The organism is Streptomyces sp. NPDC039609 (assembly GCF_055596705.1).
Genome location: NZ_JBVIUJ010000001.1, coordinates 631,133 through 643,838 on the forward strand (window position 1 = coordinate 631,133; position 12,706 = coordinate 643,838).

Sequence of the window (12,706 nt, forward strand, 5' to 3'; positions counted from 1 at the left end):
GTCAGGGAAGGGGCGGAGCCTCGCTCCCGGCCTCGGCCACCGGAGCATCGCGGTCGCTCCTGTCCTGATCGTCGTCCTCGTAGGACAGCCGGTCCACGACTTCCACGACGCCGTCCACGCTCTCGCAGAGTCGGACGAGGACCGGCGCGATGCTCTTGCGCTCCAGCGTGCCGCTGAGCGTCACGCGACCCTCGTCGACGTCGATGTGGAGCGCGGCGGGGGAGATCTCCAGGATGCGCATGACCACGTCCTCCAGGATTTCCTCCTGGATGGCACGGTCGCGCCGCAGGAACAGCTGGAGCAGATCGCTCCGGCTCAGCACTCCGATGAGCTGCCCGCCGGCGTCCACCACCGGCAGCCGCTTCACCCGGTGCCGCTCCATGAGCCGGGCCGCCTCGATCGCCGTCCAGGAAGGGCGGGCCACCACCACGGGGCTGGACATCATGGCCCCCGCGGTGCTCGGCCCGCCCTTGGCGGTGTGGCGGCGCAGCAGATCCGCCTCGGACACCACACCGACCGGCCGATTGTCCTCGTCGACCACCGGCACCGCCGTGATGCCGTACTCGTCGAGCAGTCGCGCGATCTCCTTGAACGACGTCCCCGGCTGCACGGCCACCGCGGTCGGCGTCATCAGGTCGGCCACACTGCGGTTCCGCATGGTCGGTTCCGTCCCTTCTTGGCTCCTTCGTCCATGATCCCTCACGCGGAGCGGGAGCAGGTGCAGGAGCTCGGGACGGCGGGAGGTCAGTCGAACGGGTCGAGTGTCACGTACGCCTGTCGCGGGTCGCCGTCGTGCACCAGGGACTCGTGCGCGCCGACGTCGTCGAAGGCGAAGCCGTACGCCTTGCCGTCCGTCATCTGTGCGTGGATCTTGCGCGAGTAGTGGTTGGTCACCGCGTCCTGGTAGAAGCCGGCGGACGTGGTGTCCGGCTGGTTGGGGTTGGTGAGCAGGGTGGAGCGGTTGTATCCGGCGCAGAGGGTACGGGAGATGGGGCCCCGGACCTGGTCGTTCGGGGCGTCGAGCCGCTTGTAGCAGCCGAAGACGCTGTCCGAGTCGGGCTTCTGGAAGGAGGTGACGACGGCGCCCGAGCTGTTCGTGAAGTTCATGACGTTCCCGGAGACCCGGCCGTAGTACTTCACCGACGGCTGGTTCGCGAAGGGGGTCACGGTCAGCGTCGAGCCGGCGTACTTGGTCCAGACGCGGTTGATGTAGTCGTCCATGACACCGGCCGGGAGTGCGCCGGCCTCGATGCCGTGGCCGGGGGCGAGGGCCCGCAGGACGGTTCCGTCGCTCCGGGTCTGGACGAGGCCCGCCCAGCCGCCGGGCTGGCCCCTGAGCGCGTCGAGGAAGCCTTTGTAGCCACCGGGCTTGAGCCGGCCCGTCGTGGCGACGCTCCCGTCGGGACGCTTGACGCCGACGGCGTACGGGGCCGAGACCATGTCGACCTGGGTGCTGTTGATCCAGAGTCCGGAGTCGTTGAGCGTGTACTCGGACCAGTTGAAGAGGATGTTCCGGTTGGGGTCGCTGGGGTTCTGTACGGCGGGCTGGACGAGGCCGCCCGTCGCGAGCTTGAAGACGAGCTTCTGGCCGTAGCTGAAGTAGATCCGTCCGGAGAACTTCGGCAGACGGATCGTCATGGACCCGCCGTTCGCAGGGCCGGCGATGGACGCGTCGGGCGCGGGGACGGGGACGGATCCCCCGGCGGGCCAGGGGTGGAAGGTGCCGTTCGCATCGGCCCAGCCCTGGCGGCCGGTGGAGAGTTCGGTGCCGAGGTTGTAGACGTACACCGGCTCACCGCGGCGTGAGTTGTTCGTGAAGGTGAGCGGGATCGTGGCGGGGACGGCGGCCGGCGCGGCGGCGGGGTCGGCGCCGGCCGCCTGGACCGTGGGGGAGGGCCCCGCGACGGCCACTGCGGTGCCGACGAGGGCGGCGGCGGTGACCGGTGCGAGCAGCGCGAGCCTGCGTCGATGGCGGGAAGGCATGGGGAGGGCTCCTCTGGGTGGGGGTCATGAGGAAGCTGAGAGCGCTCTCAGAATGGTGAGGATGTGATGGCCCTGTCAACCTTCTGAACGGTTCAGGCGGGCCAGGAGCCGCGCTCGTTCAACCGCAGAACGAGCGCCGCGATGTTCCAGGCGTCGTCCTCGCCCCGGTGGTGGCGGCCCTCCAGCGGGATCCCCGCGATCTCCAACGCGCGGGCCATGCCAGGGCGTCTGGCCAGGCCGTTCGCCTCGGTGAAGACCGCCTTGGCATTGGTGTGACGGTGCCCGAAGGGGTACTCCGTACCCGTCACCCGGCACTGGTGCGTGAACTGATTGCGGTCGTAGTCGCCCCAACTGGCCCACGGGCGGGCCCCGCTGGCGTGCTCGACGGCGAGCAGCCGGCAGGCGGCGGCGAAGTCCAGACCGGTGTCCACCTCCGCCTGCGTGAGACCGGTCAGCTCCGTGCAGAACGAACTGACCGTCGAACGCGCGGGTTTGACGAGCACGCGGTGCCGGCCGATGCGTTCGCCCGCGTCCAGATCGACGACGGTGAGACCGATCTCGATGATCTCGCTCACCGCTCCGGGCGGCCGCTTCCCCTCCCAGCAGGTCGCCTCGACGTCGACGATGTTCAGCAGGCGTTCGTGGTCCATGACGTCGAGGCTAGAGGGACGGTACGGAGCGGTCATCCGGATTTCCGCCCGGTGGCCACGGCGGTCTGCCCGGGCGAGTCGGCCTCACCCCCGGCCACCGTCTCACTCCAGGTCCAGGACCTCCCGCAGAGCCGCGACCGCGTGCGCCCGGTGATCGCTCAGCTCGCGCACCGCGGCGCTCTCGTCTCCGTGGCGCACCGCCGAGATGACCGCTCGGTGCTCGCGCACGGCCAGCTCCCGGTTCTGCACCTCCGTGTAGTACAGCGAGCGGTAGGCGTCGGTGGCGTCCCACAGTGTGCCGATGAGCCGGACCAGGCGCGGCATTCCGGACGCTTCGATCAGGGTGAAGTGGAAGCGGCGGTTGGCCCCCGCCATCGCCGTCACATCCCCGTCGTCGGCCGCCCGTTCCACCTCCCGCTGGATCCTCTCCAGCGTGGCGACCAGTCCGTCCTCGCCGCGGACGACGGCCAGCCGCACCGCTTCCGTCTCGAGCAGCTCCCGGATCCGGTAGATCTCCTCCAGATCCGCGAGGGACAACTCGGCGACGAAATACCCCCGGTGGATGTGGTGCACGACGAGACCCTCGGCCTCCAGGGTCTTCAGGGCCTCGCGCAGCGGCACCCGGCTGACGTCGAGCCGGGCGGCGAGCGCGTCCTGGCGGATCTGGTCGCCGGGCCGCAGCTCGCCCGTGGTGATGGCGCGCCGCAGCTCCTCGAGGACGAACTGCTGGGCGGTCGGCGGCCGCCGCTTCTGCACCGCGCTGCTCATCGCCTGTGCCCCCTTCATCGTTTCCCTGACCGGCGCGCGGTCCCGCGGCGCCGGATCCGTACATCTTCCTATGGCTTGCGGGGGAGAAGTCCCAGCTCGGTGAGGAGGGACTCGGTGTGCTCGCCCAGTCGCGGGGGAGCGGCGCGGTAGACGGGCGGGGTCGCGCCGAACGCGATCGGATGGACGACCTGGCCCGGGCCGGCCGCCTCGACGGGGACGCGGGGTTCCAGGCCGAGACGCTCCGCCAGGTCGAACGCGGCAGCGAGATCGTTGATCGGCCCACAGGGCACGCCGGCCGCGGTGAGCTCCTCGAACCAGCTGTCGGCGGTCCGCTCGGCGAGCGGACCCGCCAGGGCCCGGAGCAGCTCCTCGCGGTGGGCGACTCGGGCGGCGTTGGTGGCGAACCGGGCCTCCTCGGCGAGATCGGCGAGCCCGAGCCGTGCGCAGAGCGTCCGGAACTGGCGGTCGTTGCCCACGGCGAGCACGAGCGGCCGGTCCTGCGCCTCGAACACCTCGTACGGGGCAATGCTGGGGTGCCGGTTGCCCATGGCGCGGGGCACGACCCCCGCGCCGAGGTACGCGGCCGACTGGTTGGTGAGCGCGGACAGCAGCGAGGTGAGCAGCGAGACCTCGACACGCTGACCCTCTCCGGTACGTTCCCGGTGGCGCAGGGCGGCGAGGACGCCGAGGCCCGCGTGGAGTCCGGTGATCACGTCGACCAGCGCCACCCCCGCCTTCGTACCCTGCCCGCCGGGCTCGCCGGTGACGCTCATCAGCCCGCCCATGGCCTGGACGAGAAGGTCGTAGCCGGGCAGATGGGCGCCCTCGGCCGCGCCGAAACCGGTCACGGAGCAGTAGACGAGCCCGGGGTTCGACGTCCGTACGTCCTCGTACCCGAGGCCGAGCTTCTCCATCGTGCCGGGGCGGAAGTTCTCCACCAGGACGTCGGCACGGTCGACGATCGCCCGTGCCGCCTCCCGGTCCGCCGGGTCGGTCAGGTCGAGGGCGACGGAGCGCTTGTTCCGGTTCACTCCGAGGAAGTACGTGGCCTCGTCGTCGGCGAAGGGAGGACCCCACGCGCGCGTGTCGTCCCCCGAGCCGGGCCGCTCGATCTTGATCACGTCGGCGCCGAGGTCGGCCAGAAGCATCGTCATGTACGGACCCGCCAGTACCCGGCCGAAGTCGGCGACGACGATCCCGGACAGGGCGCCCGGAACGGGCACCCCCAGATGATCTGCGTGCATACCGCTCTCCTCCGCCCGGCGATCGGATCCAGGGGGAACGTACGGATCAGAGATCAGATATTCAATACTGGATCCAAAATCCGATCTCCCGCTACGCTTCGGCACGCCGAGTAGCCGCACCCGCCTGGAGGCCGTCCGTGAAGCCGTCGCCGCAGTCGTCGAACGCGTCGAAGTCGTCCCCCGTCCACCCCTTCGATCTGTTCGCGATCGACGGACTGCTGACGGACGAGGAGCGGGAGATCCGTCGGACCGTCCGCGCGATGGCGGACCGCGAGCTGCGCCCGCACCTGGCCGAATGGTTCGAGCAGGGCGCCATCCCCGCCCGCGAACTCGCCCGGAAGCTGGGCGGTATCGGTGTACTCGGCATGCACCTGGAGGGCTACGGCTGCGCGGGCACCAACGCCGTCGCGTACGGTCTGGCCTGTCTGGAGCTGGAGGCCGTCGACTCGGGTCTGCGCAGCCTGGTCTCCGTCCAGGGCTCGCTCGCCATGTACGCGATCTGGAAGTACGGCTCGGAGGAGCAGAAGCAGCAGTGGCTGCCCGGGATGGCGGCCGGCGAGTACATCGGATGCTTCGGGCTCACCGAGCCGGACGCGGGGTCGGATCCCGGATCCATGCGCACCCGCGCCAAGCGGGACGGTGGCGACTGGGTGCTCAACGGCACCAAGATGTGGATCACGAACGGGTCGGTCGCCGATGTCGCGGTCGTCTGGGCCCGCACCGACGAAGGCGTTCGTGGCTTCCTGGTGCCCGCCGGCACCCCCGGTTTCAGCGCGCCGGAGATCAAGCAGAAGCTGTCTCTGCGGGCGAGCGTGACCAGCGAACTGGTCCTGGAGGACGTACGGCTGCCGGCGGAGGCGATGCTGCCGGAGGCGCGGGGCCTGTCAGGGCCGCTCGGCTGTCTGAACGAGGCCCGGTTCGGAATCGTCTTCGGCGCCCTCGGAGCGGCTCGCGACTGCCTGGAGACGGCGATCTCCTACGCGGGCGACCGCATCGTCTTCGAACGGCCCCTCGCCTCCTACCAGCTGACCCAGGCGAAGCTCGCGGACATGTCCCTGGAACTCGGCAAGGGGATGCTGCTCGCACTGCACCTGGGGCGCCTCAAGGACGCGGGGACCCTCACCCCCGAGCAGGTGAGTGTGGGCAAGCTCAACAACGTACGAGAGGCCATCGCCGTCGCCCGCGAGTGCCGGACGATCCTGGGTGCGAACGGCATCACACTGGAGTACCCGGTGATGCGCCACGCCAACAACCTGGAGTCGGTGCTCACCTACGAGGGCACCAGCGAGGTCCACTCCCTGGTCATCGGCAAGGCACTCACGGGCGAGCAGGCCTTCCGCTGATCCACGCCGCCCCGGGGCGGGCGGGACGGTTGACGACGACGCGGCCCGCTAGCCGGCCGTCACCTTCGTGAGGAAGGCGTCCAGGTTCATCGTCATCCGCTGGATCCGCCCCTCGACGGTCAGCGACTCCTCGGGGCGCCCGGCCCGCAGCTTGGGCTGCCGCTTGCCGCGGACGTAGAGGGAACACGCCAGGTCGGCGCAGACGTAGATGCCGACCGTGTTCCCCTCACGGCCCCGGCTGCCGGCGAGCGGCGCCGCGAGCAGGGTCACGCCCGAGGAGGCGTGCCCCGTCAGACAGACCTGGCAGAGGCTGGACTTGACCGCGCTGGTACGGCTCGTCGCGGGCACCCGCAGTGTGATGCCGAGCGGTCCGTCCTCACGGGGGACGACGAGATGGGCGCGCAGCGGGGCGCCCGGGTCGACCCAACCGAGGAAGTCGAGGTCCTGCCACGGGAGTTCGGCGAAGTCGAGCGGCAGTCTGAGCCGGCTTGCCTCGCCCTTCGTGCAGTTCACGAACGACGAGCGGATCTGTTGGTCGGTGAGAGGTTCCACTCGGTGGACCGTACACGGACCCCGCGGGGCGGGGCATCCCGATTTCGCCCCGCCCCCGCCCGCCTCCGCCCCCGCAGGCCGCCTCCCGACCCTTTCCGGGTCCCGTCAGATCCCCTCAGGCCACCCAGTCCGGCAGGTCCGGGTCCGAGATCCGCGCCGGGGCGCCCGACAAGGCCGCCGCAAGCCGCTCGGCCGCCGTGTCGTAGACGTCGACAGGGAGCGCGAAGGGGATGCGCAGCCTGTGCTCGTGCGTGCCCGGGTCCACCCCGAACCGGGATCCGCCCTCCACCCGTACCCCATGCCGTAGGGCTCGTGCGGACAGCGAGGAAGCGATCGGACGGCCCAGGTCGATCCAGAGGCACAGCCCGCCGGTCGGCGGGGTCCAGTGCCACTCCGGGACATGGCGCGCCAGCGCCGTCGTCAGCGCCTCGCGGCGCCTGCGCAGCTCCTCCGCGCGGCGCGGCAGGATGGTGTCCAGACGGTCGATCAGCTCGGCGGCGACCAGCTGGTCGAGGACCGAACCCGCCAGATCGGCGGTGATGCGGACCCGCGCCAGCTCGGTGACCACCCGCGCCGACGCCCGGGCCCAGCCTACCCGCAGCCCGCCCCAGCAGCCCTTGCTGAGCGAACCGACGCTGATGATCTGCTCGCCGTGTCCGGGCCCCGCGACCGCCGCGAAGGGCCGCGGAGCCGGCACATCCAGGGCGATGTCGGCGAGCGTCTCGTCGACGACGAGCCAGGTGCCGGTGCCGTGTGCCGAACGCGCCACCTCACGACGCTGCGCCTCGGGCATCAGATGTCCGGTCGGATTGTGGAAGTCGGGGATGAGATAGGCGAGTCGGGGTGCCGTCTGGCGCAGCGCCGCCTCGATCAGCCCGCTGTCCCAGCCGGACTCCGTGACCGGCACGGGAGTGATGCGCAGCCGCCGGCCGCGCATGGCGTCCAGGGCGTTGGTGTACGAAGGGTTCTCGGCGAGCGCCCGGTCGCCGGGGCCGCCGAGCAGCGCCAGGGCGAGGGACACCGCCTGCTGGGCCCCGGTCGTGACGAGGATCTGCTCCGGGCGGGTGGGCAGCCCGCGCCGCGTGTAGCGGTCGGCGATGGCAGCGCGCAGCTCCGGTAGCCCGAAGGGGTGGTACCCCTGGGCGCGCGCGTAGCGCGGCAGCTCGGCCGAGGCCACGGCGAGCGCTTCGGCGAGTTCGTCGACCGGGGCCTCCGGTGCGGCGAGCGCGAGGTCGATCGCGGCGTCGGAGTGGCCGTGGAGCGTGGTCAGGCTGATCGGCGCCTGACTGTCCGGGAGCGCCGTCCAGGTGCCCGCGCCCCGGCGGCTGTGCGCGTACCCGCTCTCCCGCAGCAGGTCGTAGGCGCCGGTGACGGTCGTACGGCTCACCGTCAGTGCCGTGGCCAGCTCCCGCTCGGCGGGCAGCCGCATCCGCAGCGCGACCCGTCCGTCGAGAAGCGTCTCCCGGATGGCGCGGGCCAGCTCCCGGTAGCCGAACCTGCCCTCCGGCGGCCGGGTGAGCAGCGCCGCCAGCTGGCGGCCCGTCAGTGTGCGGTCCGCAGTGCGGACCACTCGAGCCTCTGCCATGCCAATCACTCCTCATTGGCTCTGCTGTCCAGACCAATAAGCCTACAGACTCCTGCTCAGTGGCCTGGTCGCCGCGTCCCGAACGGGGCGGAAGGGAACCGAGAGGAGACGAGCGATGTCCGGACACCTCACCGACCGTGACGAGAGGATGTGGCAGCGGCGGGCCGAGGAGCGGGTGGCGGAGCCCCTGCCGATCGGCGCCTGGATCCGCGGGCTCGGGACGGCGATGACCCGCCGCCCGGAGACCGGACGGCGTGCCGCGACCCGGCTCCACGCCTGCGAGCCGTCGTGACCGTCCGGGGCCCCTACTGCGGCACGGAGAGGCGCGGGCGCTGCGGCGCAGCGCCGAAGACCCCGTACCGGACGGCGCCGGTACGGGGTCTGGGTCACGGTCGGTGCGGCCGGTCACGCCTCGGCGGGCCCGGCCTTGGCCGCCGGGAACGGCCGGTCACGCGATCGGATGAGCCTCCCGCCCGGGTTTCGGGGCCGGTGCGGAGGACAGGCCGGTCCCCGACCCGGGGGCGACCGGGCTGCTGACGGAGGTCTCGGGGTTCTCCGCCGAGGCCGACCCGGTCGTCCCGTCGGTCGTGCCGTCGGTCGGGCCGTTCGTGGTCTCCTCCGTGGTCGTTGTCTCGTCCGTGGTCGTCCCGTCCGTCGCCGGATCCGACTCCGGCGGCGTGACGGGCCCCTCCGTGGCCGGTGCGGTCGTGGTGGGGGTGTCCGAGGGGCACGGCTTCCCGGTCTCGCCACCCCTCGGCGTCACACAGGTCGCCGGGGTGGATTCGGACGTCGAAGGGGAGCCGGTGCCCGAGTCGGTGACGGTCGGTGACGGGGGAGCCGTCGGCCGTGTGGTCGGCTTGTCCTGCTTCCCCTTGTGGTCGCCGGGCTTGCGGGCGAAATAGCCGTCGTCCTCGGGGTCGTAGACGACGAAGACGTTCACCACCTGCACCGAGGGCGCCACGACGACCACCTGGGACGGCTGATAGCCCGGCCAGGCGGTACCGGTCGTCTTCGGTGCCTTCTGGGGGACCGGAGTCGTCAGCGGATTGCCGCAGGCGCAGCGCACGCGGGGCACGCCTCGGTCGTCGACCAGCACCGCTGTGCCGGCCTGGAGCACCGCCTGGTACGGGGTGGCGGCGCCGCCCCGGTAGCCGTGGTTGGTCACGCGGGTGTCGACCCGTAGCTGAAGCGGGGTCAGGGAGCGGAGATAGCGGGGTACTTCGTTGGCGGAGATCTTCTGGACCGAGGCGAAGGCCGCGTTCTTGGCCGGCTCGTCGGTCAGATAACGGACCTGCTGCTCGACGTCACAGCTCGCCACGTTGCGCGTGCCCCCGTAGAGGCCTGGAGCGGAACCGCTGTAGGTGCGCACGGCGTTGGCATCCGCCGTTTGTGTCGCGCTGGGCAGCGGCGCGGCCGTCGGTGAGGCGGTGGGGGTGCGGGCCGTGGACTTGGTGAACGGGTCGGGGCCCGTCGCGGAGGCGCTCTGCAGGAACACCTCGCCGCCGCCCGCACCGCTGTCGCCGCCGTTGCCGTCGGGGCGGGTGAGGACGACGACCAGGGCGATGGCGGCCACCAGGATGGCGGTGATCGAGGCGACCTTGGGGACGGAACGCCACCAGGGGCCGCCCGAACCACCGCCCGCACCGCCGCTCGTACCCCCTCCGCCGCCTCCGTCGCCGCCCGGGCCACCGGAACCGCCCGAGCCGCCCCCCGAGCCGTCATGCGGCCGATCGGGGGGCGGTGGTGGACCGGCGGCCCCTGGGCTGCTGCTCGGGCCCGAGAGGGGACCCGAAGGCGGACCTGAGGGAGGAACCGAGGGGCGGCCGGACGGCGGGTGGGAAGTCACGTTTTTTCCCTTTCTTCCGTTCCGCGCCCATTGTGTGCGCGGAACCAGTCCCGCCCGCAAGCGGACGGCACCCGCCGGTACTAGCGTGGACAGCGTGAGCCGTCAGCAGCCCACCTCGTCCCGACCGGCGCCCGGCGCCCGGCAACTCGCCCTCCACTGGGGCGAAGCCCTGGCCGCCGTCCTCGCCGGTTTTCTCGCGATGGCCGTCGTCGCCGCGCTCGGCCTCTGGGCAGCAGGCGCCGCCGACCTGCCGGGAGGCTTCGTCAACGTCGTCGCCGCGGTCGTCGTCATGGCCGCGGGCGGTCAGATCGACCTTTCCGGCGACGCCGGCGCGCTCGCCGGTACGAACGCCGAACTCACCGCCATGCCGCTCACCGTCACCCTCGTGGGCGCATTGGTCACCGGTTTCTGCTTCCTGCTCCCGCTCCGCCACCACGCCGTCGCCAGGACCCGTGACCTCCTCGCGCGGGCCGCCCGCACCGTCGTGCTGTGGCTGGTCGCCCTGGCCTGTCTCTCCGCCGTCGCCCAGCACGACTTCCCCGTCTCGATCGGCGGCGGCGAGACCGAGGACACGGTGTCCGACCTCTTCGGTGAACTCCTCGACGCGGCCGATCCCACCGTCGGCTTCCGCACCGACCTCGGTGCCACCCTCGGCTTCGGTCTCCTGTGGATCCTCGGCGTCCTGCTGATGGCGCTGCTGGTCTCCCGCAGCACCCCGCTGCCACCGCGGCTCGTCCGCCATCAGGAGGCCGTACGCCCGGCCGCGCACGCCATGTTGCTGCTGGTGCTCGCGTACGTCGTCGTCGGTCTGGTCATCGGCATTGTCGTGGCGACCACCAGGGGCCACGCCGCCGAGACCTGGGCCGTGATCCTGCTCGGCCTGCCCAACGTCAGCTGGCTCGCCCTCGGCGTCGGCATCGGGGGCTCCTGGGAGGGCACGGTCGAGGGGCCGTTCGGGTTGCCCATGCCCCCGATCCTCGACGCCGTGCTGCGCACCGACACCGCCGGCCTCTCCACCGTGGACCTGTCCTCGCTCACCTCGTACGACTCCCGGGCCTGGTGGCTGCTCCCCGTCGCCGCCGTCCTGGTGCTGGCCGTGGCCTTCCTCGCGGCCGTCCGCTCGTCGGCCCGTACACGCCTGTGGCAGCACGCCCTCCGCATGGGGATCGCCTTCGGCCTGACCATGCTGGTCATCACCCCCGTCACGCTCGTCGAGGCGCGATTCGGACTCTCCATCCTCGGGATCGGCGAACTCGAATCACTGGGCGGCCAGGTGGTGCTGCGGCCCGCCGTCTGGAAGATGGCCGGCCTCGCCGTCCTCTGGGGGCTCGTCGCGGGCTTCCTCGGCGGACTGCTCGCCAAACCGGTCCACCGCCGCGGCGAAGTGGACGAGGGCCGGAAGGACACGCGTACCCGCTGACGCTCACGCACACACGGTCGAACACCTGCTGCTCACGCACATGCGACACCTGCTGGTCAGGACGCATCTCGGAACACCGGCTGCTGGTCAGGACGCATCTCGGAACACCGGCTGCTGGTCAGGACGCATCTCGGAACACCGGCCGGGCCCATGTCGGCGGCGGGGGCGGCGGGGTCGGCGGCTCCGGGTGGCGGCGTGTTCCACCCCGCTCGCCCGGACCCTTGCCGCCCCGCTCCAGCGCGGCCCGCAGCGCGCCGACGAACTCCAGACACGTCCCGTACCGTTCCTCCGGCGCCTTGGCCAACGCCTTCGCGAGCACCTCGTCCCCGGCCTCCGGTAGCTCCGGCCGCACCGAGGAGAGCGGTGGCGGCGGATCGTACTGATGCGCCCAGAGCAGCGCCATGTCGTCGTCGCGGCGGAACGGCGGTGCCCCGGTGAGCGTCTCGTAGACCACGCAGGCCAGGCTGTACACGTCGCACCGGCCGTCCACCGGCTTCCCCGAGATCTGCTCCGGCGCCACGTAGTCGAGGGTGCCCACGAACTGCCCCACCGTCGTCAGACCGGTCAGCGACAACGACTTCTTCGTGAGCCCGAAGTCCGTGAGGTACACATGCTCCGGATGGTCGCGATCGGTCCCTTCGGCGACCAGGATGTTGCCCGGCTTCACATCCCTGTGCACCAGGTCGTGCGCGTGCGCCGCGTCCAGCGCGGACGCCACCTGGACGGCGATCCGCCCCGCCTTCTCCGGCGGCAGCGCGCCCTCACGGTCCAGGAGCGCCCGCAGGTCCTGCCCGGCGACGTACCGCATCGCGATGTACAGCACGCCCTCCGTCTCGCCCGCCTCGAAGACCGGCACGATGTGCGGATGGTCGATCGCCGCAGCCACCCGCGACTCGTGCGCGAACCGCTTGCGGAAGGTGTCGTTGCGGGCCAGTTCGGGGGCGAGGAGCTTCAGGGCCACCATCCGGTCGAGGCGCAGATCGCGCGCCCGGTAGACGACCGCCATCCCGCCGCGCCCGATCTCGGCATCCACCACGTAGCTCGCGATGTGCTTGCCGACGAGCCCGGAATCCCGGCCGACGGGGAGATCCATGTCCCGGGACGCGTCGGTCATCGGTCCTCACCCGACAGGTTCGACGCGTCCACGACCCGGGTGGGCGGCGGACCGTCCGGCGGCTTCCGGTGGTCTTCTTCACCCGACAGGTTCGACGCGTCCACGACCCGGGTGGGCGGCGGGCCGTCCGGCGGTTTCCGGTGGTCTTCTTCACCCGACAGGTTCGACGCGTCCACGACCCGGGTGGGCGGCGGGCCGTCC

General features: G+C 71.7%; 12 protein-coding genes and 1 pseudogene. 3 read left to right on the forward strand and 10 right to left on the reverse strand.

Features of this window, described 5'->3' with window-relative positions; genetic code table 11:
- Nucleotide 1: 1 nt before the first annotated feature.
- From ACZ561_RS02810 to ACZ561_RS02830, 5 genes are all read right to left on the reverse strand, one after another.
- Nucleotides 2-658: a CBS domain-containing protein gene (locus tag ACZ561_RS02810; protein ID WP_470988801.1), complete on the reverse strand. Its 657-nt coding sequence runs from the start codon at nucleotides 656-658 to the stop codon at nucleotides 2-4.
- A gap of 86 nt (nucleotides 659-744) precedes the next feature.
- A complete protein-coding gene (locus ACZ561_RS02815; RefSeq protein ID WP_470988803.1) occupies nucleotides 745-1,983 on the reverse strand; it encodes a glycoside hydrolase family 64 protein in 1,239 nt (412 codons plus the stop codon).
- 92 nt (nucleotides 1,984-2,075) lie between these two features.
- Nucleotides 2,076-2,633, reverse strand: a complete 558-nt coding sequence (locus ACZ561_RS02820; protein WP_470988806.1) for a 3'-5' exonuclease — start codon at nucleotides 2,631-2,633, stop codon at nucleotides 2,076-2,078.
- 102 nt (nucleotides 2,634-2,735) lie between these two features.
- Complete coding sequence (locus tag ACZ561_RS02825) at nucleotides 2,736-3,401, reverse strand: GntR family transcriptional regulator (protein WP_470988808.1); 666 nt, start codon at nucleotides 3,399-3,401, stop codon at nucleotides 2,736-2,738.
- Nucleotides 3,402-3,469: 68 nt separating this feature from the next.
- Nucleotides 3,470-4,645, reverse strand: a complete 1,176-nt coding sequence (locus tag ACZ561_RS02830) for a CaiB/BaiF CoA transferase family protein (protein ID WP_470988811.1) — start codon at nucleotides 4,643-4,645, stop codon at nucleotides 3,470-3,472.
- Nucleotides 4,646-4,782: 137 nt separating this feature from the next.
- Between ACZ561_RS02830 and ACZ561_RS02835 the strand changes: the two genes are divergently transcribed.
- Nucleotides 4,783-5,988, forward strand: a complete 1,206-nt coding sequence (locus tag ACZ561_RS02835) for an acyl-CoA dehydrogenase family protein (protein WP_470988814.1) — start codon at nucleotides 4,783-4,785, stop codon at nucleotides 5,986-5,988.
- 48 nt (nucleotides 5,989-6,036) lie between these two features.
- On the opposite strand, the gene ACZ561_RS02840 is transcribed toward ACZ561_RS02835, so the two are convergent.
- Nucleotides 6,037-6,540: an FBP domain-containing protein gene (locus tag ACZ561_RS02840; protein ID WP_470988815.1), complete on the reverse strand. Its 504-nt coding sequence runs from the start codon at nucleotides 6,538-6,540 to the stop codon at nucleotides 6,037-6,039.
- Nucleotides 6,541-6,655: 115 nt separating this feature from the next.
- Complete coding sequence (gene yczR, locus ACZ561_RS02845; RefSeq protein WP_470988817.1) at nucleotides 6,656-8,125, reverse strand: MocR-like transcription factor YczR; 1,470 nt, start codon at nucleotides 8,123-8,125, stop codon at nucleotides 6,656-6,658.
- A 115-nt stretch (nucleotides 8,126-8,240) separates the two neighbouring features.
- Between yczR and ACZ561_RS02850 the strand changes: the two genes are divergently transcribed.
- Nucleotides 8,241-8,417 carry a hypothetical protein gene (locus ACZ561_RS02850; protein WP_470988820.1) on the forward strand — a complete coding sequence of 59 codons (177 nt, stop codon included), beginning with the start codon at nucleotides 8,241-8,243 and terminating at the stop codon, nucleotides 8,415-8,417.
- A 156-nt stretch (nucleotides 8,418-8,573) separates the two neighbouring features.
- On the opposite strand, the gene ACZ561_RS02855 is transcribed toward ACZ561_RS02850, so the two are convergent.
- Entirely contained in the window at nucleotides 8,574-9,971 is a 1,398-nt protein-coding gene (locus ACZ561_RS02855; protein WP_470988822.1) for a DUF6777 domain-containing protein, read from the reverse strand.
- A 94-nt stretch (nucleotides 9,972-10,065) separates the two neighbouring features.
- On the opposite strand from ACZ561_RS02855, the gene ACZ561_RS02860 reads away from it, so the two are divergent.
- Nucleotides 10,066-11,391: a streptophobe family protein gene (locus tag ACZ561_RS02860; RefSeq protein WP_470988824.1), complete on the forward strand. Its 1,326-nt coding sequence runs from the start codon at nucleotides 10,066-10,068 to the stop codon at nucleotides 11,389-11,391.
- 118 nt (nucleotides 11,392-11,509) lie between these two features.
- Here the strand turns inward: ACZ561_RS02860 and ACZ561_RS02865 are convergent, their stop codons facing one another.
- Nucleotides 11,510-12,505 (reverse strand): serine/threonine-protein kinase, encoded by a 996-nt coding sequence (locus tag ACZ561_RS02865; RefSeq protein WP_470988825.1) that lies wholly within the window; start codon nucleotides 12,503-12,505, stop codon nucleotides 11,510-11,512.
- Nucleotides 12,502-12,706, reverse strand: a pseudogene (locus ACZ561_RS02870) (hypothetical protein); the annotation flags it as partial. The pseudogene ACZ561_RS02870 and the gene ACZ561_RS02865, both read right to left, overlap by 4 nt.